The sequence below is a fragment of the Microbacterium sp. C-MGS6 genome (genome assembly GCF_058140415.1).
Genome location: NZ_CM176934.1, coordinates 2,773,739 through 2,795,910 on the forward strand (window position 1 = coordinate 2,773,739; position 22,172 = coordinate 2,795,910).

The window sequence follows — 22,172 nt, forward strand, 5'->3', positions numbered from 1 at the left end:
TCAGGCGGCGGAGGCGGGGGAACGCAGCCCGCGAGCGGCCAGAGCGGCGGCGATGCGCTCCGTGATCTCCTCGAGCGAGCCCACACCGTCGATGCGGTCGACGATGCCGCGGCTGCTGTAGACCTCGATGATCGGCGCCGTCTCCTTCTCGTAGATGTCGAGTCGGTGCGCGATGGCTTCGTCGGTGTCGTCGGAACGCCCCTGCTCCGCAGCGCGAAGGGCGAGGCGGGCGATGCTCTCCTCCCGCGGGACGTCGAGGAGGATCACCGCGTCCAGCGCCTCGCCGCGTCCTTCGAGGAACGCATCGAGGTGCGCCACCTGCGCGGTGTTGCGGGGGTAGCCGTCGAGGAGGAAGCCGTTCTCCGCGTCCTCCTGGCTCAGCCGGTCGCGCACGATCTCGCTGGTCAGCTCGTCCGGCACCAGGTCGCCCTTGTCGAGGATCGCGGTGACCTGCTGGCCGAGCGGCGTCCCCTCCTTGATGTTCGCGCGGAAGATGTCGCCGGTCGAGACGACCGGGATGCCGTAGGACTCGGCGATGCGCACACCCTGGGTGCCCTTGCCGGAACCCTGGGGGCCGACGATGAGCAAACGGGCAGTGGGTCGGTGCCCTTCGACGGGCTCAGGGACCAGGTGGGGCACTGTCATCGGAGAAGTCCTTCGTAGTGTCGCTGCTGCAGCTGGGCGTCGATCTGCTTGACCGTCTCGAGACCCACGCCGACGATGATGAGGATCGACGCGCCACCGAACGGGAAGTTCTGGTTGGCACCGACCGTCGCGAGCGCGATGAGCGGGATCAGGGCGATCAGGCCCAGGTAGAGGGAACCGGGGAGCGTGATGCGGGTGAGCACGTAGTCCAGGTACTCCGCGGTCGGACGGCCGGCCCGGATCCCGGGGATGAAGCCGCCGTACTTCTTCATGTTGTCGGCGACCTCGACCGGGTTGAACGTGATCGCGACGTAGAAGTAGGTGAACCCGATGATCAGCAGGAAGTATGCCGCCATGTAGATCGGGCTGTTGCCGGTGGTGAAGTTCGCGCTGACCCAGCTGACCCACGCGGGCGGGGTGGAGCCGTCCTGCGGGGTGTTGAACTGGGCGATGAGCGCGGGGATGTACAGCAGCGACGAGGCGAAGATGACGGGGATCACACCGGCCATGTTCACCTTGATCGGGATGTACGTGTTCGTGCCGCCGTAGGTGCGACGGCCCACCATGCGCTTCGCGTACTGCACGGGGATGCGCCGCTGCGACTGCTCGACGAACACCACGAGTCCCATCACGATGATGCCGACGAGCAGCACGAGGAGGAAGACCTCGAAGCCCCGGGTCTGCCAGATGATCGACATCGCGCCGGGGAACGTCGCGGCGATCGAGGTGAAGATCAGCAGCGACATGCCGTTGCCGATGCCGCGCTCGGTGACGAGTTCGGCGAACCACATGATCAGACCGGTACCGGCCGTCATCGCCATGATGATGAGCACCTGCGCCCACCAGACGTCGTTCGTGAGGAGCTGGGTACACGCGCCGATGTCGGTCGTACCGAAGAGCTGGCCGGTGCGGGCCACGGTGACGAGCGTCGTGGACTGCAGGAGCGCGAGGGCGATAGTGAGGTACCGCGTGTACTGGGTCAGCTTGGCCTGCCCGGCCTGGCCTTCCTTGTGCAGCGCCTCGAAGTGCGGGATGACGACGCGCAGGAGCTGGGTGATGATCGTCGCGGTGATGTACGGCATGACGCCGAGCGCGAAGATCGACAGCTGCAGCAGCGCGCCTCCGGAGAAGAGGTTGACGAGTCCGAGCAGACCCTCGGTGCCGGCGTTGGCCGCGAGACACTGCTCGACGTTCGGGAAGTTGACGAACGGCGCGGGGACGTTCGAGCCGAGGCGGTAGATCGCGATGATCGCGAGAGTGAAACCGATCTTCCGACGCAGGTCGGGCGTGCGGAAGATCCGCGCGATGGCGCTAAACAAGAACGTTCCTCCTGAAAAGGTGGCCGAACCCCCGAGGGGCGGCTGAAACACCAGGGTAACCCACTCCGAGGCCGGGGGAATGCGTGCGGTCGGCTTCTCCCCCGCCGAACCAGAAGAGGGGCCGGAGAATCTCCGACCCCTCTTCCTCAGTGGTTACTTGACGGATCCGCCCGCAGCCACGATCTTCTGCTCGGCAGAACCCGAGACCTTGTCGACCGCGACGGTGAGCTTCACGGCGATGTCGCCGTTGCCGAGAACCTTGACCTTCTCGTTCTTGCGAACCGCACCCTTGGCGACCAGGTCGCTGACGGTGACGTCGCCACCCTGGGGGTAGAGCTCCGCGAGCTTCTCCAGGTTCACGACCTGGTACTCGACGCGGAACGGGTTCTTGAAGCCACGCAGCTTCGGCGTGCGCATGTGCAGCGGCATCTGGCCACCCTCGAAGCCGACGCGCACGGTGTTGCGGGCCTTGGTGCCCTTCGTGCCGCGACCGGCCGTCTTGCCCTTCGAGCCCTCACCGCGACCGACACGGGTCTTCGCGGTGTTGGACCCGGGGACGGGACGCAGGTGGTGGACCTTCAGCACACCGGGGCGGGACGCCGGGGCGTCCTTCTTCGGCGCAGCCTTCGCGGAGCCGTCAGCCTTGGCGTCGGCGGCACTGGTCTTGGCCGGTGCCTTCTTCGCGGCGGGCTTCTTGGCAGCGTCGGCCTTGGGAGCCGCCGCCTTCTTGGTGGCCTTCTCGGCCTCGACGGCCTCGTTCTTCTCAGCCATTAGTCGATCTCCTCAACCTTGACGAGGTGGGCGACGGTCTTGACGTAGCCGCGCGTCTGCGCGTCGTCGGGGCGGACGGTGGTGTCACCGATCCGCTTGAGACCGAGGCTGCGCAGCGTGTCGCGCTGGTTCTGCTTCTCGCTCACCTTGGACTTGATCTGCGTGACCTTGAGTCGCGCGGCCATCAGGCACCTACCTTCTGTGCGGCGATGGCCTCGGCCTCGGCGCGGACGAGCCGGGCCGGGGCGACCTGGTCGAACTCGAGACCACGGCGTGCGGCGACGGCGCGGGGCTCCTCGAGCTCCTTCAGGGCGGTGACCGTCGCGTGCACGATGTTGATCGTGTTCGACGAGCCGAGCGACTTGGACAGCACGTCGTGGATGCCGGCGCACTCGAGCACGGCGCGGACCGGACCACCGGCGATGACACCGGTACCGGCGGCGGCGGGGCGCAGGAGCACCACACCGGCGGCCGACTCACCCTGCACGGGGTGCGGGATGGTGCTGCCGACGCGCGGGACGCGGAAGAAGTTGCGCTTGGCCTCTTCGACACCCTTCGAGATCGCCAGGGGGACCTCACGGGCCTTGCCGTAGCCGACGCCCACCAGACCGTTGCCGTCACCGACGACCACGAGAGCGGTGAAGCTGAAGCGACGACCACCCTTCACGACCTTCGAGACGCGGTTGATGGTGACGACGCGCTCCAGGAACTGGTTGTCGCCGCGGTCGCGCGAGTTGCGGTCGCGGCCGCCCTGGTTACGGTCACGTCCGCCGCGGCGGCCGTCCCGCTGGTCGCGAGAGGGCTCAGCCTGCGTGGTGCCGGCGGCCGTCTCGGAAGTGGCAGCAGCCGCTTCGGTCACTTCGTTCTCCTTGTTGTCACTCACAGTGCCAGACCCCCTTCACGGGCGCCGTCGGCGATGGCGGCGACACGACCCGCGTAGCGGTTGCCGCCACGGTCGAACACTGCCTCGGAAACGCCTGCGGCCTTCGCGCGCTCGGCGAGGAGCTCGCCGACCTTGCGAGCCTTGGCGGTCTTGTCGCCATCCAGCGAACGCAGGTCGGTCTCGAGCGTCGAGGCCGAGGCGACCGTGTGGCCCTTGCTGTCGTCGACGAGCTGCACGAAGACGTGACGCGCCGAACGGTTGACGACGAGGCGCGGACGCACCTCGGTGCCCACGATCTTCTTGCGAAGACGGGCGTGACGACGCGCGCGGGCGTCAGACTTTGACTTGAGAGCCATGGTTACTTACCACTCTTTCCGGCCTTGCGACGCACGTTCTCGCCGGCGTAGCGCACACCCTTGCCCTTGTACGGTTCGGGCTTGCGGATCTTGCGGATGTTCGCAGCCGCCTCACCGACGGCCTGCTTGTCGATCCCGCTGACGGTGAGCTTGTTCGTGCCCTCGACCGTGAGCGTGATGCCGGCGGGCGGGTCGATCAGGACCGGGTGCGAGAAGCCGAGGGCGAACTCGACCGAGTTCCCCTTCTGCTGCACGCGGTAACCGGTGCCGACGACCTCGAGACCCTTGGTGTAGCCCTGGGTCACGCCGATGATGTTGTTGTTGATGAGCGTGCGGGTCAGGCCGTGGAGAGACCGGGACTCGCGCTCGTCGTCGGGGCGGGTGACGAGAACCTGGTTCTCCTCGACCGACACCTCGATGGGGCTGGCCACCGTGAGGGTGAGCTCACCCTTGGGGCCCTTCACCGCGACCTCACGGCCGTCGACCGAAACGGTCACGCCCGCGGGAACGTCGATGGGAAGTCGTCCAATACGCGACATTTCGGATTACCACACGTAGGCGAGAACTTCTCCGCCCACGCCCTTCTGCTCAGCCTGGCGGTCCGTGAGGAGACCGGAGGAGGTGGACAGGATGGCCACGCCGAGGCCGCCGAGGACCGTGGGGATCTCGGTCGACTTCGCGTACACGCGCAGGCCGGGCTTCGACACGCGCTTGATGCCCGCGATCGAGCGCTCGCGGTTCGGACCGTACTTCAGCGTCAGCGTGAGGTTCTTGCCCACGCGAGCGTCGGAGGTCTCCCAACCGGCGATGTAGCCCTCCTGCTGGAGGATCTCTGCGATGTGCGTCTTGAGCTTGCTCGACGGCAGCGTCACGGTGTCGTGGTGCGCCGAGTTCGCGTTGCGCAGACGGGTCAGCATGTCTGCGACCGGGTCTGTCATTGTCATTGTTGTCTACTTTCGATCATGAGGTTCCGGCTGCCGTTACACGACAGACGGCCTGCGATGAGCACGCAATCTTCAATTGTACGTGCACATCGACGGGCTCAGTGACACGGAGACCACTGAGCCCGTCGAAGGGTCACGCCTGGGCGTCGTCCGCGCGGAACGGGAAGCCGAGGTGACGCAGCAGCGCGCGTCCCTCGTCGTCCGTCTTCGCCGAGGTCACGACAGTGATGTCGAAACCACGGACGCGGTCGATCTTGTCCTGATCGATCTCGTGGAACACGCTCTGCTCCTGGAGACCGAAGGTGTAGTTGCCGTTGCCGTCGAACTGCTTGCCCGACAGACCGCGGAAGTCGCGGATGCGGGGCAGCGCGAGCGACACCAGGCGGTCCACGAACTCCCACGCACGGTCGCCACGGAGGGTGACGTGCGCGCCGATGGCCTGGCCCTCACGCAGCTTGAACTGCGCGATGGACTTGCGGGCCTTGGTGACGATCGGCTTCTGGCCGGTGATCTTGGTGAGGTCGTCGACCGCCCCATCGATCACCTTGCTGTCGCGAGCAGCCTCGCCGACACCGGTGTTCACGACGACCTTGACCAGGCCGGGGATCTGCATGACGTTCTCGTAGCCGAACTCGTCCTGCAGAGCCTTCTTGATCTCGGCGTTGTACTTCGCCTTCAGGCGGGGCTGGATCTTGCCAGCCACCGCAGCGTCGGTCGTTGCCATCAGAGGTCCTTACCGCTCTTCTTCGCGAAGCGCACGCGGACGGTGCGCTTCACGCCGTCCTTGGTCTGCTCCTCGACCCGGTGGCCGACCTTGGTCGGCTTCTTGGTCGAGGGGTCGACGAGTGCGACGTTCGAGATGTGGATGGGCGCCTCGATGGTCTCGAGGCCACCCGTCTTGGTGCCACGCTGCGTCTGACCGACGCGCGTGTGCTTGGTGACGTAGTTGACGCCTTCGACGACGACACGGTTCTGCCCGACGAGGACGTCGAGGACCTTGCCCTGCTTGCCGCGGTCGCCACCACGCTCGGGCTTGGCGCCCGAGATGACCTGAACCAGGTCGCCCTTCTTGATCTTCGCCATGATCAGATGACCTCCGGTGCCAGCGAGACGATCTTCATGAACTTCTTGTCGCGAAGCTCACGGCCGACCGGCCCGAAGATACGGGTGCCGCGGGGCTCCCCGTCGTTCTTCAGGATGACGGCGGCGTTCTCGTCGAACTTGATGTAGGAGCCGTCGGGACGACGGGTCTCCTTCTTGGTGCGGACGATGACCGCCTTGACGACGTCGCCCTTCTTGACGTTGCCACCGGGGATCGCGTCCTTGACGGTCGCGACGATGGTGTCGCCCAGACCGGCGTAGCGGCGGCGCGAGCCACCGAGGACGCGGATCGTGAGCAGCTCCTTGGCGCCGGTGTTGTCGGCGACCTTGAGGCGGGACTCCTGCTGAATCACTTGGCCTTCTCCAGAATCTCCACCAGACGCCAGCGCTTGGTGGCGCTCAGCGGGCGGGTCTCGTTGATCAGGACCAGGTCGCCGATGCCGGCGGAGTTCGCCTCATCGTGCGCCTTGACCTTCGACGTCCGGCGGATGACCTTGCCGTAAAGCGGGTGCTTCACGCGGTCCTCGACCTCGACGACGATCGTCTTGTCCATCTTGTCGCTGACGACATAGCCACGGCGGGCCTTGCGGTAGCCGCGGGCAGCGGAGTCGCGGACGTCGTGCTCGGACGACTCGTGTCCTGCGGCCTGCGTCTCCACAGTCGCTTCCTTCTTGGTGGCCATCACTCAGCCTCTTCCTTCGGGGCGTCCTCGGCGGCGTCCGCCTTCTTCGCCTTCGACTTGGTCGCCTTCTTCGCGGGAGCCTCGACCGGAGCGGGCGTCGCACGGATGCCCAGCTCGCGCTCGCGGATCACCGTGTAGAGGCGCGCGATGTCGCGCTTGACGGCGCGGATGCGGCCGTGGCTCTCCAGCTGGCCGGTGGCCGACTGGAAACGGAGGTTGAACAGCTCCTCCTTGGCCTTGCGCAGCTCCTCAACGAGGCGCTGGTCTTCGAACGTGTCGAGCTCTGCCGGAGCGAGCTCCTTGGTGCCGATCGCCATTACGCGTCGCCCTCCTCGCGCTTGATGATGCGTGCCTTGAGCGGCAGCTTGTGGATTGCACGGGTCAGTGCCTCGCGAGCGAGCTGCTCGTCGACACCCGCGACCTCGAAGAGGACGCGGCCCGGCTTGACGTTGGCGACCCACCACTCGGGGGAACCCTTACCGGAACCCATGCGGGTCTCGGCCGGCTTCTTCGTGAGCGGACGGTCCGGGTAGATGTTGATCCACACCTTGCCGCCACGCTTGATGTGACGGGTCATCGCGATACGAGCGGACTCGATCTGACGGTTCGTCACGTACGCGGGGGTGAGGGCCTGGATACCGTACTCGCCGAAGGAGACCTTCGTGCCGCCGGTGGCCTGACCCGAGCGCCCCGGGTGGTGCTGCTTGCGGTACTTGACCTTACGGGGGATGAGCATTATGCCGACGCTCCTTCTGCAACAGGTGCCTCGTTGCGCGGGGCACGGCGGCGGTCACCACGGTCGTCACGGCGCGACTTCGGCGCGTTGGCCTGCTCGCGCGCGAGCTCCTTGGCGGTGAGGTCGCCCTTGTAGATCCACACCTTCACGCCGATGCGGCCGAAGGTGGTCTTGGCCTCGTAGAAGCCGTAGTCGATGTTCGCGCGCAGCGTGTGCAGCGGCACACGACCCTCGCGGTAGAACTCCGACCGGCTCATCTCCGCGCCGCCGAGACGGCCCGAGACCTGGATGCGGATGCCCTTGGCGCCGGCGCGCTGCGCGCCCTGCAGACCCTTGCGCATCGCGCGGCGGAACGCCACACGAGCCGAGAGCTGCTCGGCGATGCCCTGGGCGACCAGCTGAGCGTCGGCCTCGGGGTTCTTGACCTCGAGGATGTTCAGCTGGATCTGCTTGCCCGTGAGCTTCTCGAGGTCGCCGCGGATGCGCTCGGCCTCTGCACCACGACGACCGATCACGATGCCCGGACGGGCGGTGTGGATGTCGACGCGGACGCGGTCACGGGTGCGCTCGATCTCGATGTTCGAGACGCCGGCACGGTCGAGCTGCGTCTGCAGCAGGCGACGGATCTTGATGTCCTCGGCCACGTAGTCGGCGTAACGCTGACCCGGCTTCGTCGAGTCGGAGAACCAGCGCGACACGTGGTCCGTGGTGATGCCGAGGCGGAAGCCGTACGGGTTGACCTTCTGTCCCATTACTTGCTCGCCTTCTTGTTGCTGTCGCCGGCCGCGGCAGGAGCCGCCTCCGGCGTCGAGAGCACGACCGTGATGTGGCTCGTGCGCTTCTTGATCTGGAAAGCGCGACCCTGTGCACGGGGCTGGAAACGCTTGAGCGTCGTGCCCTCGTCGACGTAGGCGTTAGCCACGTACAGGTCCTGCTCGTCGAGGTACTCGCCGTCACGATCCGCCTTGACCTGCGCGTTGGCCATGGCCGACGCGACAAGCTTGTAGATCGGCTCACTGGCGGACTGCTGAGCGAACTTCAGGATCGCCAGAGCCTCCTGGGCCTGCTTGCCCTTGATGAGCGCGACGACACGACGAGCCTTCTGAGGGGTCACGCGGATGTGTCGCACGCGTGCGATGGACTCCACCATTTCTCTCTCCTCTATCGCCACCGCGTCAGCGGCGGCGGCCCTTCTTGTCGTCCTTCTCGTGGCCGCGGAAGGTGCGGGTGGGCGCGAACTCGCCCAGCTTGTGACCGACCATGGTCTCGGAGACAAACACGGGGATGTGCTTGCGACCGTCGTGGACCGCGATCGTGTGACCCAGCATGGCCGGGATGATCATGGACCGGCGGGACCAGGTCTTGATGACGTTCTTCGTGCCGGCTTCGTTCTGCACGACCACCTTGCGAAGCAGGTGCTCGTCGACGAAGGGGCCCTTCTTGAGACTGCGAGGCATCTTCTCTTACTCCTACTTGCGCTTCTTGCCGGCGTTGCGACGACGCACGATGTACTTGTCGCTTTCCTTGTTGGCGTGGCGGGTGCGGCCCTCGGCCTGACCCCACGGGGAGACGGGGTGACGTCCACCGGACGTCTTGCCCTCACCACCACCGTGCGGGTGGTCGACCGGGTTCATCGCGACACCGCGGACGGTCGGGCGGACGCCCTTCCAGCGCATGCGGCCGGCCTTGCCCCAGTTGATGTTCGACTGCTCGGCGTTGCCGACCTCGCCGATGGTCGCGCGGCAGCGCGCATCGACGTTGCGGATCTCACCGGAGGGCAGACGCAGCTGGGCGTAGGGGCCGTCCTTGGCGACGAGGCGGACCGATGCACCGGCCGAGCGCGCCATCTTCGCGCCGCCGCCGGGGCGGAGCTCGATGGCGTGGATGACGGTACCCGTCGGGATGTTCTTCAGCGGGAGGTTGTTTCCCGGCTTGATGTCCGCCGCGGGGCCCGACTCGACGATGTCGCCCTGCTTCAGCTTCGCCGGCGCGAGGATGTAGCGCTTCTCGCCGTCGAAGTAGTGCAGCAGCGCGATGCGCGCGGTGCGGTTGGGGTCGTACTCGATGTGAGCGACCTTGGCGTTCACGCCGTCCTTGTCATTGCGACGGAAGTCGATGACGCGGTACTGGCGCTTGTGGCCTCCACCGATGTGACGGGTCGTGATGCGGCCCTGGTTGTTGCGACCACCGGTCTTCGAGATCGGGCGCAGCAGCGACTTCTCCGGCGTCGATCGGGTGATCTCGGCGAAGTCAGCCACCGACGAGCCGCGACGGCCCGGGGTCGTGGGCTTGTACTTGCGAATAGCCATGATTGTCCTTTATCCCCCGGATCAGCCGATTGCCGTGAAGATGTCGATGGTGCCCGACTTCAGGCTCACGATGGCGCGCTTGGTGTCCTTGCGCTTACCGGTGCCGAAGCGGGTGCGACGGGCCTTGCCGACGCGGTTGATCGTGTTGACGGACGCGACCTTGACGCCGAAGATCTTCTCGATGGCGAGCTTGATCTCGGTCTTCGAAGCGCGCGGGTCGACGAGGAACGTGTACTTGCCCTCGTCGATCAGGCCGTAGCTCTTCTCGGACACGACCGGCTTCAGGATGATGTCGCGCGGGTCCTTGTTCAGGGCCGTCTGGAGAACAGATGCCTGCTCGCTCATGCGGAGACCTCCTGGTTGGCGCCGGACTTGGAGGCGATGAAGCCCTCGAGCGCGGCCTGGGTGAAGACGATGTCGTCGGAGACGAGCACGTCGTAGGCGTTGAGCTGGTCGTACGACAGCAGGTGCACGTTGCCGAGGTTGCGCAGGCTCTTGAGCGCGAGCTCGTCGCCGCGCTCGATGACCACGAGGACGTTCTTCGACGTGGCGACCTGGGCGAGGAAGCCCGCAGCAGCCTTGGTCGACGGCGCGCCGTCGGTGCCGAACGTGTCGATCGCGTGCAGGCGGTCGCCGCGGAAGCGGTCGCTGAGCGCGCCCAGCAGGGCGGCCGCGATCATCTTCTTGGGGGTGCGCTGCGAGTAGTCGCGCGGCTTCGGGCCGTGCACGATGCCACCGCCGGTCATGTGCGGCGCGCGGATCGAGCCCTGACGGGCGTTACCCGTGCCCTTCTGCTTGAAGGGCTTGCGGCCGGCACCGGAGACCTCACCACGACGCTTGGTCGAGTGCGTGCCCTGGCGAGCCGCCGCGAGCTGCGCGACGACGACCTGGTGGATGAGCGGGATGTTCGTCTTGACGTCGAACAGAGCGGCGGGAAGCTCGACGGAGCCTGCCTTCTTGCCGTCTGCCTTGAGGACGTCGAGCGCGAGAGTGGAGTCAGCCATGATCAGGCACCCTTCACTGCGTTGCGGACGTAGACGATGCGGCCGCGAGCACCGGGGACGGCGCCCTTGACGAGCATGAGTCCCTTCTCGATGTCGATGGCGTGCACCGTGAGGTTGAGGACGGTCACGCGCTCGCCACCCATACGGCCGGCCATGCGCATGCCCTTGAAGACGCGGCTCGGGGTCGACGATGCGCCGATGGAGCCGGGCTTGCGGTGGTTGCGGTGTGCACCGTGCGATGCCGAGACGCCCTTGAAGTTGTGGCGCTTCATGACACCGGCGGTGCCCTTGCCCTTGCTCGTGCCGACGACGTCGACGAGCTGGCCGGCCTCGAACGTGCCGTCCACCGTGAGCTCCTGGCCCAGGGTGTAGTCGGCGGCGTCGGCCGTGCGGACCTCGGTCACGTGGCGACGCGGCGTGACGCCGGCAGCCTCGAAGTGAGCCGAGAGGGGCTTGTTCACCTTGCGGGGGTCGATCTGGCCGTACGCGATCTGCACGGCGTTGTAGCCGTCCTTCTCGGGGGTACGGATCTGGGTGACCACGTTCGGGGCGAGCTCGATGACGGTGACGGGAACGAGCTTGCCGTTCTCGTTCCAGACCTGGGTCATGCCGAGCTTGGTGCCGAGCATGCCCTTGGAAACCTTGGAGTTGATGTCAACCATGGCGGACCTCAGAGCTTGATCTCGATGTTGACGTCAGCCGGCAGGTCGAGACGCATCAGCGAGTCGACGGCCTTGGGCGTCGGGTCGACGATGTCGATCAGACGCTTGTGGGTGCGCATCTCGAAGTGCTCGCGGCTGTCCTTGTACTTGTGGGGCGACCGGATGACGCACACGACGTTCTTCTCGGTCGGAAGGGGCACGGGGCCGACGACGGTCGCGCCCGCACGGGTCACGGTGTCGACGATCTTGCGTGCGGACGTGTCGATGACCTCGTGGTCATACGACTTCAGGCGAATGCGGATCTTCTGTCCCGCCATTGTCTGCTCTCTCTCTTTCAGCGTCTTACCGTCCTGGACCGGGTGGCCCTGGGGCATTGGACGCACGTCGGCGCTGTTCGCGCCTCGGCACTCGTCTTCTCGGACTCCTCGACCTCGCGGCCCGGGAGCCTGTCGAAGAGGCTGCACCACTGTTCTGCTGTCAGCCGCCCACCCGAAGGTGAACGGATGCCCGACCCCCGCCGCGCACGGCAGTGCCCTCGATGATGAAGGTGTCGGGATTGTGTTCTGCTACCCGCGGCCTAGAACCCTGCAGCCTCCCGGAGGAGGCGCCGTCTATGCACTGCCCTGGCAGTGATCCGGCGCACGCACAGCGGCGACGGAATATCGAACCTGTCTATTCTGCCACGGCGGATTTCACTTCTGCAAACCCGGGCGTGTCGCGCTCACCGGACTCCCAGCGAACCTCGTCGCCGCGGGAGCTCAGCGCGCAGAGGAGCGCGGGGCGAGGCATCCCCATGCCTCGCCCCGCTTGGGGAGGGCGTCCGGTGCGAGGGGGCACACCGAACGCGAGGAATCCGGCGTGAAGGGACGCCGGACGCCTCGACCGAGGGCACGGCGGAAGACCCGCCGCGCAGGCGGGGAGACGCTCAGGCGCACGGAGTGCGCGCGTCGCACGATGATCCCCAAGATCGCTTTCCCCAGTGTGAACGCGGAAGACCCGCGTGATTCGGGAGCCGAACCCCTTCGGCGCCCCGACCGCAAGATCCCCAGGCGGTCGAGACGATCCTACTCGATCCCTCGGAGAATCCGCCACATCCGAGGGCGCCGCGCTTCTCCCCGACGCGGAAGAGCGGCGGTCCCGGGTGCGGGGACCGCCGCTCTTCGCGGAGACGTCCGGCTCTACTCGTTGCCGATGCTCTTGTCAGCGCTCTCGCGGATCTCGTCGATCTTGTCGGCGGCGCCGGGTGCGATCTTCTTCGCGAAGTCGGCGACGCCGTCGAGGACCTTGTCGCTGATGTCCTCGGCCTGCTCGCTCTTGACCGCTTCGGCGAGCTTGTCCTTGTTCTGCTCGTACAGGTCCTTGCCCTTGTTGACGGCGTCCTCGATACCCATGTGAATCCCCTTCGGAGGTGTGTGCGTCCGGCGATCCCGCCGGACCACCTCATTGTGCAGGGCAGAGCCGAGCGACGGAACCCTCGATGCGGAAAACGACAGAGGGGCCGAGCCCGAAGGCTCGACCCCTCTGCGAGGAAGCGGATGCTTACTTGATGATCTTCGTCACCGTACCGGCGCCGACCGTACGACCACCCTCACGGATGGCGAAGCCGAGGCCCTCCTCCATGGCGATCGGCTGGATCAGCTCGACCGTCATGTCGGTGGTGTCGCCGGGCATGACCATCTCGGTGCCCTCGGGCAGCGAGATGACGCCGGTGACGTCCGTGGTGCGGAAGTAGAACTGCGGACGGTAGTTCGTGTAGAAGGGGTTGTGGCGGCCACCCTCGTCCTTGGACAGGATGTAGGCCGTGCCCTCGAAGTTGGTGTGCGGCGTGACCGAACCCGGCTTCACGATGACCTGACCGCGCTCCACGTCCTCGCGCTTGGTGCCGCGGAGGAGCAGACCACAGTTCTCGCCGGCCCATGCCTCGTCGAGCTGCTTGTGGAACATCTCGATACCGGTGACGGTCGTCTTCTGCGTCGGGCGCAGACCCACGATCTCGACCTCGGAGTTGATGGCCAGGGTGCCACGCTCGGCGCGACCCGTGACGACGGTGCCACGACCGGTGATCGTGAAGACGTCCTCGACGGGCATGAGGAACGGCTTGTCGCGGTCACGCTCCGGGTCCGGAACGCTGTCGTCGACAGCCTGCATGAGCTCGAGGATCGCGTCGACCCACTTCTCGTCGCCCTCGAGGGCCTTGAGAGCGGAGACACGGACGACGGGAGCGTTGTCGCCGTCGAAGCCCTGGCTCGAGAGCAGCTCGCGGACCTCGAGCTCGACGAGCTCCAGGATCTCCTCGTCGTCGACCGCGTCGGACTTGTTCAGCGCGACGAGCAGGTAGGGGACGCCGACCTGCTTGGCGAGCAGAACGTGCTCGCGCGTCTGCGCCATCGGGCCGTCGGTGGCCGCGACGACGAGGATCGCGCCGTCCATCTGCGCCGCACCCGTGATCATGTTCTTGACGTAGTCGGCGTGGCCGGGGGCGTCAACGTGTGCGTAGTGGCGCTTCGGGGTCTCATACTCGATGTGCGAGATGTTGATCGTGATACCGCGCTGGCGCTCTTCCGGCGCCGAGTCGATGGAAGCGAAGTCGCGCTGCACGTTCGTGTCGGACGGGTACTTGTCGGCAAGCACCTTCGAGATCGCTGCGGAGAGCGTGGTCTTGCCGTGGTCGACGTGACCGATCGTTCCGATGTTGACGTGCGGCTTGGTCCGCTCGAACTTGGCCTTAGCCACTGGGTCCTCCTCAGGACGTCGTTGTAGAGGTGCCGGGCACTGGTTTGCGACCGGTTCTCTACGGGTTAGGTTCTCAGTTTAGTAGAGAGGGAATGTGAAGTTGTAGGTGACCTGGGAACCCCGGGTGCGTCGACAGGCTCAGCGACCCAGGGCTCCCAGAAGAATTACTCGCCCTTGGCCTTCTGGACGATCTCGTCGGCCACCGCGCGCGGGACCTCGGCGTAGCTGTCGAACTCCATGGAGTAGACGGCACGGCCCGAGGTCTTCGAGCGCAGGTCGCCGATGTAGCCGAACATCTCGGACAGCGGCACCGCGGCGCGCACGACCTTGACGCCGGCGGCGTCCTCCATCGACTGGATCTGGCCACGACGCGAGTTCAGGTCGCCGATGACGTCGCCCATGTACTCCTCCGGAGTACGGACCTCGACGGCCATCAGCGGCTCGAGCAGCACGGGGTTGGCACGGCGAGCGGCCTCCTTGAAGCCCATGGAGCCCGCGATCTTGAACGCCATCTCCGAGGAGTCGACGTCGTGCGCCGCACCGTCGACGATGGTCGCCTTGACGCCCACCATCGGGTAGCCCGCGAGGACACCGACGTTCATGGCGTCCTGGAAACCGGCGTCGATCGAGCCGATGTACTCGCGCGGGATACGGCCACCGGTGACCGCGTTCACGAACTCGTACGTCTTCTCGCCGTCGAGCTCGAGCGGCTCGATGTTGAACTGGATCTTGGCGAACTGGCCCGATCCACCGGTCTGCTTCTTGTGCGTGTAGTCGTGCTTCTCGACGGCCTTGCGGATCGTCTCGCGGTACGCGACCTGCGGCTTGCCGACGTTCGCCTCGACGCGGAACTCGCGCTTCATGCGGTCCACGAGGATGTCGAGGTGCAGCTCGCCCATACCCTTGATGGTCGTCTGACCGGTCTCGGGGTTGAGCTCCGTGCGGAAGGTCGGGTCCTCCTCAGCGAGCTTCTGGATCGCGAGACCCAGCTTCTCCTGGTCGGCCTTGGTCTTCGGCTCGATGGCGACCTCGATCACCGGCTCCGGGAACGTCATCGACTCGAGGACGACCGGCTGCGCGATGTCGGCGAGGGTGTCACCGGTGGTGGTGTCCTTCAGGCCGATGACGGCGTAGATGTTGCCGGCGGTCAGCTTGTCGACCGGGTTCTCCTTGTTGGCGTGCATCTGGAAGATCTTCCCGATGCGCTCCTTCTTGCCCTTGGTCGAGTTGATGACCTGGGCACCCGACTCGAGCTCGCCCGAGTAGACGCGCACGTACGTCAGACGACCGAAGAACGGGTGCACGGCGACCTTGAAGGCCAGGGCCGCGAACGGGTCCTTCGCGTCGGGGTGACGCTCGATGATCTTCTCCTCGTCCTTCGGGTCGTGCGCCTCGATGGCGGGCACGTCCAGCGGGGACGGGAGGTAGTCGACGACGGCGTCCAGCATCGGCTGCACACCGCGGTTCTTGAAGGCGGAGCCGCAGAGGACCGGGTAGATCTCGCTGGCGACGACCATCTTGCGGATGGCGCCCTTGATCTCCGCGACGGTGAGCTCCTCGCCGCCGAAGAACTTCTCGAGAAGCTCCTCGTCGGTCTCGGCGACCGTCTCCAGCAGCTGCTGGCGGTAGTCCTCGGCCTTGTCCTTGAGGTCGGCCGGGATCTCCTGCACCTCGTAGGAGGCGCCCATGGTCACGTCACCCTTGGCGTCACCGGGCCAGACCAGAGCACGCATCTCGACGAGGTCGATGACGCCGACGAAGTCGTTCTCGGCACCGATCGGGAGCTGCAGCACCAGCGGCTTCGCGCCGAGGCGGTTGATGATCGTGTCGACCGTGAAGTAGAAGTCCGCGCCGAGCTTGTCCATCTTGTTGACGAAGCAGATGCGGGGGACGTTGTACTTGTCGGCCTGACGCCACACGGTCTCGGACTGGGGCTCGACGCCCTCCTTGCCGTCGAACACAGCGACCGCGCCGTCGAGGACGCGGAGCGAGCGCTCCACCTCGACCGTGAAGTCCACGTGACCGGGGGTGTCGATGATGTTGATCTGGTTCTTGTTCCAGAAGCAGGTCACGGCGGCAGACGTGATCGTGATGCCGCGCTCCTTCTCCTGCTCCATCCAGTCGGTGGTCGACGCGCCGTCGTGCGTCTCGCCGAGCTTGTGGTTGACGCCCGTGTAGAACAGGATGCGCTCGGTCGTCGTGGTCTTGCCGGCATCGATGTGCGCCATGATGCCGATGTTGCGGACCTTGCTCAGGTCCGTGAGCACGTCTTGTGCCACAGGAGTGTCCTTATCTATTGGAGCAGCAGGTGTACTGCGAAGAGGGGGTGCGACGGGCCCAGGAACGCGGAAGGGTCCCTGAGCCCGTCGAAGGGGTTACCAGCGGTAGTGAGCGAACGCGCGGTTCGACTCGGCCATCTTGTGGGTGTCCTCACGGCGCTTGACCGCGGCACCCAGGCCGTTCGACGCGTCCAGGATCTCGTTCTGGAGACGCTCGGTCATCGTCTTCTCACGACGACCCTTGGCGTAGCTCACGAGCCAGCGCAGCGCGAGGGTGTTCGCACGGTGCGGCTTGACCTCGACCGGAACCTGGTAGGTCGAGCCACCGACACGGCGGCTGCGGACCTCGAGCGTGGGGCGCACGTTGTCGAGCGCCTTCTTCAGGGTGGCGACGGCGTCCTGGCCGTTCTTCGCCTCGACGCCGCGGAGGGCGCCGTAGACGATCGACTCGGCCAGCGACTTCTTGCCGTCGACGAGGATCTTGTTCACCAGCGAGGTGACGATCGGTGCGCCGTAGACCGGGTCGTTGACGACGGGGCGCTTGGGGGCGGGACCCTTACGAGGCATCTAACTCAACCCTTCTTCGCGCCGTAGCGGGAACGAGCCTGCTTACGGTTCTTGACGGCCTGGGTGTCCAGGGCACCACGGACGATCTTGTAACGCACACCGGGGAGGTCCTTCACACGACCGCCGCGGACGAGCACCAGGGAGTGCTCCTGCAGGTTGTGGCCCTCACCGGGGATGTACGCGGTGACCTCGGTCCCGTTGCGGAGCTTCACACGAGCGACCTTGCGCATCGCCGAGTTCGGCTTCTTCGGGGTGGTGGTGTAGACGCGGGTGCAGACCCCGGCCTGCTGCGGGTTCGCCTTGAGCGCGGGTGCCTTGGTCTTCGTGACCTTGGGCGAGCGACCCTTGCGAACCAACTGCTGAATGGTTGGCACGTTCTCTCCTCATAGTGCTGCACGGTGACAGCGTGATGGGTTTCACATCATGACCCACCGGCACGCCGGAACCGACGAGCTTTTGGTGTGGTGGGTATGCCGTGGGGGCGGGCCGGCGAGGTGCCGACGCCCAGCGCGCACGTCAGGACGTGCACACACCTGATCAAGTGTAATGCCGCGTAACCTGACGGTCAAATGACGGTCGCGCTCCGCGGCGCCGCCCGAAGTCAGGGGATGTCGGGGTCGAACGGCGAGTCCAGCGACTCCGTGAGCTCGGCCAGGAGCGCTTCGATCTGCGGCTCGACGTGTCGCGACACCGCCGCCTGGATCGTGATCCGGTGTCGGAGCAGGATCCCGCAGATCTCGCGCCCGACGAGGTTCGCGTATTCGTCCGCCAAGGCGACTTCCTGTCGCAGAGCGGTCTTGGCCTCGTCCGACAGCGGGGGCAGGGGCGGCAACTCGGCGGCCGAATCGTCGGCGAGACCGGCGATCGTGAAGAGGAAGGGGGCGCCCGGCACCGGCTCCGGATCCAGCGGCATGCCCTCGAACTCGGGATCGAGGTCCTCCGTCGGCCGGTAGCTGCGAGCCCGGTTGCGCGCGGCCTGCTGATCGAGTTCACGCTGCAGGGTCGGCAGGTTGCGCGCGGTGTACTCCGCGACCGCGTGGTCCACGATCGTCTTGATGCGCGTCGACAGGCCGTGCTGGACGCCATGCGGCGTGGTGCCCGCGATGCCTGCGGCGGCGAGGATGGGCGAGCCGAGGCAGCGCCGGCACGGCGCGGTGCGGCCGCGGTGCGTCGCCGGCTCCCAGCGCGGCACCCAGCGCAACCAGGCCTCGACGGCCTGGTCGACCTGCGTCTCCAATGAGCGCTCCACCCCACCAGCGTACGGCGCGTCGCCGCTCACCGTGCGGATTTGCGGGGTGTCACTCCTCCTCGTCGCGCTCCCACGGCCATCGCGGCTGCGCCGACCTCGTCCGACGGAGGGCGATGCCACCCCACGCCGCCACCGCCGCCGCGGCGAGGAGCACGATGCTCGCGCCACCGCGGACGAGGTCGCCGGCGACGGCCGTGGCCACGACCACATCGCTCGTCGCGACGAGCACGGCGATCCAGACGGTGATCAGGTGCACCAGCGCCGTGAGCAGGGCGATCACCGGAGCAGAGCCGAAGGAGGCATGCCCTCGTCGCACCGTCGCCCAGAGGACGAGCGCGAAGACCACCACGGCCGCGACCATGCCCGACACTCCGGGCACCTGGCCAAGCCCCGGAACGCCGATGATGTCCCGGTCGGTGGCGACGCTCAGCGCACCGAGACCGAAGACGGCGAGGGCGAAGAAGGCGATGGTGGCCATCACCGCCGCGAGGACAGCCGAAACCCCCGCGGACTCGGGCCCGCGGGGGTTCGGTGTGGTGGTGTTCGTGATTACCTCGACAGGGTGGGACCGGCCTCGAGGGTGCGCTCGTACTCGCGCTGCGCCTCCTCGTTCAGCTCGGTCTTGCGGGCACCGCTGCGGGCTACCCAGGCGCCGAACCAGATGGTGAGCTCGCGGGCGAAGACGAAGGCCGCGATGGCGAGCGGGGCCAACAGCTGCTCCCCCGCGACTTCGAGACCCTGCGATGCGGTGAGCTTCCAGAAGGGCGCCTCGAAGAGCTGACCCAGGATGTGCCCGGCGTAGGCGATGAGCCCGACGACGATGCCGAACACCACCCACAGGCCCCAGCGGCCGCGGTTGATGATGGCTCCGAGGAGCCAGAAGCCGAGGAAGAACACGACCACCGGGGTCCAGAACCCCCAGGTGAGCAGCGGGGCGACGAGCGCCTCGCCGATGTTCTCCCCGTTCACGTCGCCGGCGAGGGCGCCGAGGCCGAGCGTGGTGGCGAGGTAGAGCAGCGCGAAGGCGACGGTGGCGAGCAGGCCGATCGCGCCGGCGGTGCCCCGGTTGCCGCGCTCGCGCGGCGGCTCCGGTGCCTGCACGAAGATCGGCTGCGGCTGCTGCGGTGCGGCGGCCGCGCCGTTCGTGAGCGGCTCGGACGGCACGATCCTGGTGTCGGTGTCGTCGGCGTGCGACGCGTAGGCTGCGCCGGCCATGGCCGACTCCTCGTGCGCGGGAGTGCTCGGCGTGGAGTACAGCGAGGTCTCCGGCGTCGCGTACAGCGAGGTCTCCGGGGTCGCATCGCGGCGGTCGGCGTCGCGGAGGCCCGCCTCACGGCCATCGGTGTCGAAGCGGTCACCGTCGGTGCGCGAGGGCGCCGGGGCGGCGGAGCTGAAAGTACCGGGGTGGTCGCGCTCGGCGGCCTCGAACGCGGCGAGATCGGGGTCGACGGCGGGCTCCTGACGCGTCGCGGCCTGGTCGGCCGCAGGCTCGGAGGAGGCCGCGGTGGTGTCTGCGGCGCGGGAGTCATCCGCACGTGCGTCGTCGACGTGGCCGGGGACATCTCCGCGGGCCGCCGCCGCGGCGTCGAGACCGGCGTTCGCGCTGCCGACGACGTCGTCGACGTCGTTCGACTTCTCGGGCTGACGAGCCTCGGGATCACTCATGGGATGCGCCTCTCATCGGGGATGTGCAGTGCGAGATTACCGCCGCGGCTCCCGACGCTTCCTTAGGCGTGCCGACGTGTCGCCATACGCGTGCTTCCGCGGGTCTGCGCGATTCACGGGAAGGTGTTGCGGAGGGCGTCCCCGGCGAACTGCGCGAGGATCGGCACCATCGGCAGTGAGAGCCAGACGAGTCCGGCGACGATCCCTGCGCACACGATGCCGGCGAACCAGCTCATCCCGAGGTTTCGTCCCCCCACTCGCGCCATGGTCCCACCGTAGGCCCCAGCCCCCGCGCGGGTGCGGAGCAACGCCGCGTCGAGGTGGTGTCGCTCAGCGGGTGCCGCGGCCGCGCATCCGCCACAGCAGCCAGAGTCCCGAGATCGGTACCAGCAGTCCGCCCAGCAGGAGGAGGAGGTGCCATTCGCCGAAAGCGGGGACGAGCGGGTTCACCACCTCCGACATCACGTCGCCGTCGCTCGAGCTGCCGGACGCCGATCCGGTGGAGAATCCGGTCATCGTCGAGGCGATCAGGAAGGACAGCCCGGTGGCGACGAAGGGCACCAGGATCGCGACGGCCTTCTCCCACGTGCGCCACAGCGGGCTGAGGCTCACGAGCACCGCGCCCACGAACCAGCCGACGACCGGCACCACGATTCCGCCGAAGCTCAGGGTGAGCGCCGCCGCGATCGCGAAACCCCGCGTCGCGGTCGTCGGCGTGCGCGGAGCCGAGGGCGCGGGGGCGGGCGCGGGGAGCACGAGGGGCGGCGCGGTCGGCACCTCGTCCTCCGCCTCGCGGGCGATCCCCCTCGGATCTCCCAGGCGGTCGATCCGCTCCGCGGTCGCTGCCGCGTCGAGCCCGTCGAGCTCCTCCGCGATCCCGCCACGGATGTCGGATGCGACACCGTGCGGAAGTCCGCGCATCGCCTCGTCGAGCCGTGCCAGGTAGTCGTCACGCAACTCGGCTGCGGTCTTCTCGGTCATGGTCATCCTTCCCCCACCATGCCCGTGACGGCACGGGCGAACGGCGCCCACTGCGCCCGGAAGCGCGCGAGCTGATCGATACCGGCATCCGTGAGCCGGTAGTACTTGCGCGCCGGACCGCTCTCGGACGGCCGGTCGAACGTCGTCACCCAGCCGTTGTCCCGCAAGCGCCCGAGCAGCGGGTAGAGCGTGCCGATGCTGGCGATCAGCCCGGCTCCGGTGAGTGCCTCCGACAGCTGCCAGCCGTACATGGGCTCACGCGAGAGCAAGCCGAGCACGCAGTACTCGACCACTCCTTTGCGCATCTGCGCCCCGACGTCAGCTGTCATGCCTCACAAGGTAGCATGTGACGCACGCTAGCACCGAACGGTGCGAGATCAGCCCTTGGTCGCCCCCGCGGTCAGACCGCCCACGATGTACTTCTGCAGGAAGAGGAAGAGCACCATCACCGGTATCGCCGCCATGACCGCACCGGCGGAGAAGGCCGACCAGTCGGCGTAGCGGGGGTTCGCCACCAGCTTGGTCAGACCGACGACGAGGGTCTGCTGATCCACGTCGACCAGCATGACGCTGGCGATCACGTACTCGTTCACCGTGCCGATGAAGGAGAGCAGACCGACGACCGCGAGGATCGGGGCGACCAGGCGCAGGATGATCGTGAAGAAGATCCGCGCGTGCCCCGCGCCGTCGATGCGGGCGGCCTCGTCGATCTCCTTCGGGATCGTGTTGAAGAACCCGTACATGAGGTACGTGTTCACGCCCAGCGCGCCGCCGAGGTACACCAGGATCAGCCCCGTATGCGTGTTCAGGCCGATCGCCGGGAACCAGTCCCCCAGCGTCGACATCAGCAGGAAGATCGCGACGACCGCGAGCAGCTGCGGGAACATCTGCACCACGACGATGGTGACCAGTCCCACGCGGCGCCCGGCGAAGCGCATGCGGGAGAACGCATATGCCGCACAGGCTCCGATGAAGACGGTGACCGCGCCCGTCACGACCGCGATGAGCAGGGTGTTCAGGAACCACGTTCCATACGGGTTCTGCGGGTCGCTGAGGATGCGCACGTAGCTGTCGATCCCGATGGCCGAGAAGAGCTGGTTCGACCCGGTGAGCGTGCCCTGCGGGTTGAGCGACGCCGACACGACGTACAGGAGCGGGAAGAGGGCGAAGGCGCTCACCACGATGGCGACGAGGTGGCGCCATCCGGTGTCGGCGAACCAGGCGCCGAACGAGCGACGCGGCGGGGCGGTGCGGCGGGCGGTGGCGGTGCTGCGGACGGTGCTCAT

General features: G+C 67.1%; 34 protein-coding genes. All 34 read right to left on the reverse strand.

Features of this window, described 5'->3' with window-relative positions; genetic code table 11:
* The gene (locus AC3B5L_RS13650) at positions 1–645 is read right to left on the reverse strand and encodes an adenylate kinase (protein WP_187662245.1); all 645 of its coding nucleotides are present in this window, start codon (positions 643–645) and stop codon (positions 1–3) included.
* The gene (secY, locus tag AC3B5L_RS13655; RefSeq protein ID WP_187662246.1) at positions 642–1,964 is read right to left on the reverse strand and encodes a preprotein translocase subunit SecY; all 1,323 of its coding nucleotides are present in this window, start codon (positions 1,962–1,964) and stop codon (positions 642–644) included. The genes AC3B5L_RS13650 and secY overlap by 4 nt, the downstream gene beginning before the upstream one ends.
* A gap of 153 nt (positions 1,965–2,117) precedes the next feature.
* On the reverse strand, positions 2,118–2,735 hold the full coding sequence (gene rplO, locus AC3B5L_RS13660; protein ID WP_259954467.1) for a 50S ribosomal protein L15: 618 nt from the start codon (positions 2,733–2,735) through the stop codon (positions 2,118–2,120).
* Positions 2,735–2,920: a 50S ribosomal protein L30 gene (gene rpmD / locus AC3B5L_RS13665; RefSeq protein WP_017201575.1), complete on the reverse strand. Its 186-nt coding sequence runs from the start codon at positions 2,918–2,920 to the stop codon at positions 2,735–2,737. Before rpmD ends, rplO begins: the two co-directional genes overlap by 1 nt.
* On the reverse strand, positions 2,920–3,594 hold the full coding sequence (gene rpsE / locus AC3B5L_RS13670; protein WP_269474805.1) for a 30S ribosomal protein S5: 675 nt from the start codon (positions 3,592–3,594) through the stop codon (positions 2,920–2,922). The genes rpmD and rpsE overlap by 1 nt, the downstream gene beginning before the upstream one ends.
* Before the next feature lie 20 nt (positions 3,595–3,614).
* Positions 3,615–3,974, reverse strand: a complete 360-nt coding sequence (rplR, locus tag AC3B5L_RS13675; RefSeq protein WP_187662248.1) for a 50S ribosomal protein L18 — start codon at positions 3,972–3,974, stop codon at positions 3,615–3,617.
* 2 nt (positions 3,975–3,976) lie between these two features.
* A complete protein-coding gene (rplF, locus tag AC3B5L_RS13680; protein WP_187662249.1) occupies positions 3,977–4,513 on the reverse strand; it encodes a 50S ribosomal protein L6 in 537 nt (178 codons plus the stop codon).
* 6 nt (positions 4,514–4,519) lie between these two features.
* The gene (gene rpsH / locus AC3B5L_RS13685) at positions 4,520–4,918 is read right to left on the reverse strand and encodes a 30S ribosomal protein S8 (protein WP_025102396.1); all 399 of its coding nucleotides are present in this window, start codon (positions 4,916–4,918) and stop codon (positions 4,520–4,522) included.
* Between the two features lie 133 nt (positions 4,919–5,051).
* Positions 5,052–5,642, reverse strand: coding sequence for a 50S ribosomal protein L5 (gene rplE / locus AC3B5L_RS13690; protein ID WP_187662250.1), 591 nt, complete (start codon positions 5,640–5,642; stop codon positions 5,052–5,054).
* Entirely contained in the window at positions 5,642–6,001 is a 360-nt protein-coding gene (rplX, locus tag AC3B5L_RS13695) for a 50S ribosomal protein L24 (RefSeq protein ID WP_490095872.1), read from the reverse strand. Before rplX ends, rplE begins: the two co-directional genes overlap by 1 nt.
* A 2-nt stretch (positions 6,002–6,003) precedes the next feature.
* Positions 6,004–6,372 (reverse strand): 50S ribosomal protein L14, encoded by a 369-nt coding sequence (gene rplN / locus AC3B5L_RS13700; RefSeq protein ID WP_025102399.1) that lies wholly within the window; start codon positions 6,370–6,372, stop codon positions 6,004–6,006.
* On the reverse strand, positions 6,369–6,701 hold the full coding sequence (rpsQ, locus tag AC3B5L_RS13705) for a 30S ribosomal protein S17 (RefSeq protein ID WP_021201120.1): 333 nt from the start codon (positions 6,699–6,701) through the stop codon (positions 6,369–6,371). The genes rplN and rpsQ overlap by 4 nt, the downstream gene beginning before the upstream one ends.
* Complete coding sequence (gene rpmC, locus AC3B5L_RS13710; protein WP_025102401.1) at positions 6,701–7,018, reverse strand: 50S ribosomal protein L29; 318 nt, start codon at positions 7,016–7,018, stop codon at positions 6,701–6,703. Before rpmC ends, rpsQ begins: the two co-directional genes overlap by 1 nt.
* Positions 7,018–7,437: a 50S ribosomal protein L16 gene (gene rplP, locus AC3B5L_RS13715; protein WP_187662252.1), complete on the reverse strand. Its 420-nt coding sequence runs from the start codon at positions 7,435–7,437 to the stop codon at positions 7,018–7,020. The genes rpmC and rplP overlap by 1 nt, the downstream gene beginning before the upstream one ends.
* Positions 7,437–8,189, reverse strand: coding sequence for a 30S ribosomal protein S3 (rpsC, locus tag AC3B5L_RS13720; protein ID WP_025102403.1), 753 nt, complete (start codon positions 8,187–8,189; stop codon positions 7,437–7,439). The genes rplP and rpsC overlap by 1 nt, the downstream gene beginning before the upstream one ends.
* Positions 8,189–8,587, reverse strand: a complete 399-nt coding sequence (rplV, locus tag AC3B5L_RS13725) for a 50S ribosomal protein L22 (protein ID WP_060927232.1) — start codon at positions 8,585–8,587, stop codon at positions 8,189–8,191. Before rplV ends, rpsC begins: the two co-directional genes overlap by 1 nt.
* A gap of 25 nt (positions 8,588–8,612) precedes the next feature.
* Positions 8,613–8,894 (reverse strand): 30S ribosomal protein S19, encoded by a 282-nt coding sequence (gene rpsS / locus AC3B5L_RS13730; protein WP_017201589.1) that lies wholly within the window; start codon positions 8,892–8,894, stop codon positions 8,613–8,615.
* Positions 8,895–8,906: 12 nt separating this feature from the next.
* Positions 8,907–9,746, reverse strand: a complete 840-nt coding sequence (rplB, locus tag AC3B5L_RS13735; protein WP_025102405.1) for a 50S ribosomal protein L2 — start codon at positions 9,744–9,746, stop codon at positions 8,907–8,909.
* A 21-nt stretch (positions 9,747–9,767) separates the two neighbouring features.
* On the reverse strand, positions 9,768–10,091 hold the full coding sequence (gene rplW / locus AC3B5L_RS13740) for a 50S ribosomal protein L23 (RefSeq protein ID WP_025102406.1): 324 nt from the start codon (positions 10,089–10,091) through the stop codon (positions 9,768–9,770).
* A complete protein-coding gene (rplD, locus tag AC3B5L_RS13745; protein WP_187662253.1) occupies positions 10,088–10,750 on the reverse strand; it encodes a 50S ribosomal protein L4 in 663 nt (220 codons plus the stop codon). Before rplD ends, rplW begins: the two co-directional genes overlap by 4 nt.
* 2 nt (positions 10,751–10,752) lie before the next feature.
* Complete coding sequence (gene rplC, locus AC3B5L_RS13750) at positions 10,753–11,412, reverse strand: 50S ribosomal protein L3 (RefSeq protein WP_025102408.1); 660 nt, start codon at positions 11,410–11,412, stop codon at positions 10,753–10,755.
* An 8-nt stretch (positions 11,413–11,420) separates the two neighbouring features.
* Positions 11,421–11,729: a 30S ribosomal protein S10 gene (gene rpsJ, locus AC3B5L_RS13755; protein ID WP_017201594.1), complete on the reverse strand. Its 309-nt coding sequence runs from the start codon at positions 11,727–11,729 to the stop codon at positions 11,421–11,423.
* 861 nt (positions 11,730–12,590) lie between these two features.
* A complete protein-coding gene (locus AC3B5L_RS13760; RefSeq protein WP_062632875.1) occupies positions 12,591–12,803 on the reverse strand; it encodes a hypothetical protein in 213 nt (70 codons plus the stop codon).
* A 148-nt stretch (positions 12,804–12,951) separates the two neighbouring features.
* Positions 12,952–14,145 carry an elongation factor Tu gene (tuf, locus tag AC3B5L_RS13765; protein ID WP_025102410.1) on the reverse strand — a complete coding sequence of 398 codons (1,194 nt, stop codon included), beginning with the start codon at positions 14,143–14,145 and terminating at the stop codon, positions 12,952–12,954.
* A 164-nt stretch (positions 14,146–14,309) separates the two neighbouring features.
* Positions 14,310–16,424, reverse strand: a complete 2,115-nt coding sequence (fusA, locus tag AC3B5L_RS13770) for an elongation factor G (protein WP_025102411.1) — start codon at positions 16,422–16,424, stop codon at positions 14,310–14,312.
* A 96-nt stretch (positions 16,425–16,520) separates the two neighbouring features.
* Positions 16,521–16,991: a 30S ribosomal protein S7 gene (rpsG, locus tag AC3B5L_RS13775; protein ID WP_017201608.1), complete on the reverse strand. Its 471-nt coding sequence runs from the start codon at positions 16,989–16,991 to the stop codon at positions 16,521–16,523.
* Between the two features lie 5 nt (positions 16,992–16,996).
* A complete protein-coding gene (rpsL, locus tag AC3B5L_RS13780; RefSeq protein WP_018187369.1) occupies positions 16,997–17,365 on the reverse strand; it encodes a 30S ribosomal protein S12 in 369 nt (122 codons plus the stop codon).
* A gap of 227 nt (positions 17,366–17,592) precedes the next feature.
* Entirely contained in the window at positions 17,593–18,240 is a 648-nt protein-coding gene (locus AC3B5L_RS13785) for a hypothetical protein (protein WP_062765222.1), read from the reverse strand.
* A 49-nt stretch (positions 18,241–18,289) separates the two neighbouring features.
* Complete coding sequence (locus AC3B5L_RS13790; RefSeq protein ID WP_490096410.1) at positions 18,290–18,901, reverse strand: DUF6121 family protein; 612 nt, start codon at positions 18,899–18,901, stop codon at positions 18,290–18,292.
* Positions 18,790–19,905: an ABC transporter gene (locus AC3B5L_RS13795; protein WP_268776660.1), complete on the reverse strand. Its 1,116-nt coding sequence runs from the start codon at positions 19,903–19,905 to the stop codon at positions 18,790–18,792. The genes AC3B5L_RS13790 and AC3B5L_RS13795 overlap by 112 nt, the downstream gene beginning before the upstream one ends.
* Before the next feature lie 113 nt (positions 19,906–20,018).
* On the reverse strand, positions 20,019–20,171 hold the full coding sequence (locus AC3B5L_RS13800; RefSeq protein WP_177173821.1) for a hypothetical protein: 153 nt from the start codon (positions 20,169–20,171) through the stop codon (positions 20,019–20,021).
* 64 nt (positions 20,172–20,235) lie between these two features.
* Complete coding sequence (locus AC3B5L_RS13805) at positions 20,236–20,886, reverse strand: HAAS signaling domain-containing protein (RefSeq protein WP_187662256.1); 651 nt, start codon at positions 20,884–20,886, stop codon at positions 20,236–20,238.
* 2 nt (positions 20,887–20,888) lie between these two features.
* Positions 20,889–21,215 carry a PadR family transcriptional regulator gene (locus AC3B5L_RS13810; RefSeq protein WP_168429038.1) on the reverse strand — a complete coding sequence of 109 codons (327 nt, stop codon included), beginning with the start codon at positions 21,213–21,215 and terminating at the stop codon, positions 20,889–20,891.
* 48 nt (positions 21,216–21,263) lie between these two features.
* The gene (locus AC3B5L_RS13815) at positions 21,264–22,172 is read right to left on the reverse strand and encodes a sugar ABC transporter permease (RefSeq protein ID WP_187662258.1); all 909 of its coding nucleotides are present in this window, start codon (positions 22,170–22,172) and stop codon (positions 21,264–21,266) included.

Bases quoted from the DNA above. Each gene is read 5' to 3' on its own strand.
- rplW (WP_025102406.1), bottom strand. From the start codon at position 10,091: ATGAGCGAGCAGGCATCTGTTCTCCAGACGGCCCTGAACAAGGACCCG.
- rplX (WP_490095872.1), bottom strand. From the start codon at position 6,001: ATGGCGAAGATCAAGAAGGGCGACCTGGTTCAGGTCATCTCGGGCGCC.
- rplE (WP_187662250.1), bottom strand. From the start codon at position 5,642: ATGGCAACGACCGACGCTGCGGTGGCTGGCAAGATCCAGCCCCGCCTG.
- rpsS (WP_017201589.1), bottom strand. From the start codon at position 8,894: ATGCCTCGCAGTCTCAAGAAGGGCCCCTTCGTCGACGAGCACCTGCTT.
- AC3B5L_RS13805 (WP_187662256.1), bottom strand. From the start codon at position 20,886: ATGACCGAGAAGACCGCAGCCGAGTTGCGTGACGACTACCTGGCACGG.
- rpmC (WP_025102401.1), bottom strand. From the start codon at position 7,018: ATGGCGATCGGCACCAAGGAGCTCGCTCCGGCAGAGCTCGACACGTTC.
- rpsH (WP_025102396.1), bottom strand. From the start codon at position 4,918: ATGACAATGACAGACCCGGTCGCAGACATGCTGACCCGTCTGCGCAAC.
- AC3B5L_RS13795 (WP_268776660.1), bottom strand. From the start codon at position 19,905: ATGAGTGATCCCGAGGCTCGTCAGCCCGAGAAGTCGAACGACGTCGAC.
- AC3B5L_RS13650 (WP_187662245.1), bottom strand. From the start codon at position 645: ATGACAGTGCCCCACCTGGTCCCTGAGCCCGTCGAAGGGCACCGACCC.
- rplV (WP_060927232.1), bottom strand. From the start codon at position 8,587: ATGGTGGAGTCCATCGCACGCGTGCGACACATCCGCGTGACCCCTCAG.
- rplD (WP_187662253.1), bottom strand. From the start codon at position 10,750: ATGGCTGACTCCACTCTCGCGCTCGACGTCCTCAAGGCAGACGGCAAG.
- AC3B5L_RS13815 (WP_187662258.1), bottom strand. From the start codon at position 22,172: ATGAGCACCGTCCGCAGCACCGCCACCGCCCGCCGCACCGCCCCGCCG.
- rpmD (WP_017201575.1), bottom strand. From the start codon at position 2,920: ATGGCCGCGCGACTCAAGGTCACGCAGATCAAGTCCAAGGTGAGCGAG.
- AC3B5L_RS13760 (WP_062632875.1), bottom strand. From the start codon at position 12,803: ATGGGTATCGAGGACGCCGTCAACAAGGGCAAGGACCTGTACGAGCAG.
- rpsG (WP_017201608.1), bottom strand. From the start codon at position 16,991: ATGCCTCGTAAGGGTCCCGCCCCCAAGCGCCCCGTCGTCAACGACCCG.
- rpsQ (WP_021201120.1), bottom strand. From the start codon at position 6,701: ATGGCCACCAAGAAGGAAGCGACTGTGGAGACGCAGGCCGCAGGACAC.
- AC3B5L_RS13800 (WP_177173821.1), bottom strand. From the start codon at position 20,171: ATGGCGCGAGTGGGGGGACGAAACCTCGGGATGAGCTGGTTCGCCGGC.
- rplB (WP_025102405.1), bottom strand. From the start codon at position 9,746: ATGGCTATTCGCAAGTACAAGCCCACGACCCCGGGCCGTCGCGGCTCG.
- AC3B5L_RS13810 (WP_168429038.1), bottom strand. From the start codon at position 21,215: ATGACAGCTGACGTCGGGGCGCAGATGCGCAAAGGAGTGGTCGAGTAC.
- rplP (WP_187662252.1), bottom strand. From the start codon at position 7,437: ATGCTCATCCCCCGTAAGGTCAAGTACCGCAAGCAGCACCACCCGGGG.
- rplO (WP_259954467.1), bottom strand. From the start codon at position 2,735: ATGGCTGAGAAGAACGAGGCCGTCGAGGCCGAGAAGGCCACCAAGAAG.
- rplR (WP_187662248.1), bottom strand. From the start codon at position 3,974: ATGGCTCTCAAGTCAAAGTCTGACGCCCGCGCGCGTCGTCACGCCCGT.
- rpsC (WP_025102403.1), bottom strand. From the start codon at position 8,189: ATGGGACAGAAGGTCAACCCGTACGGCTTCCGCCTCGGCATCACCACG.
- rplF (WP_187662249.1), bottom strand. From the start codon at position 4,513: ATGTCGCGTATTGGACGACTTCCCATCGACGTTCCCGCGGGCGTGACC.
- rpsJ (WP_017201594.1), bottom strand. From the start codon at position 11,729: ATGGCGGGACAGAAGATCCGCATTCGCCTGAAGTCGTATGACCACGAG.
- rplC (WP_025102408.1), bottom strand. From the start codon at position 11,412: ATGGTTGACATCAACTCCAAGGTTTCCAAGGGCATGCTCGGCACCAAG.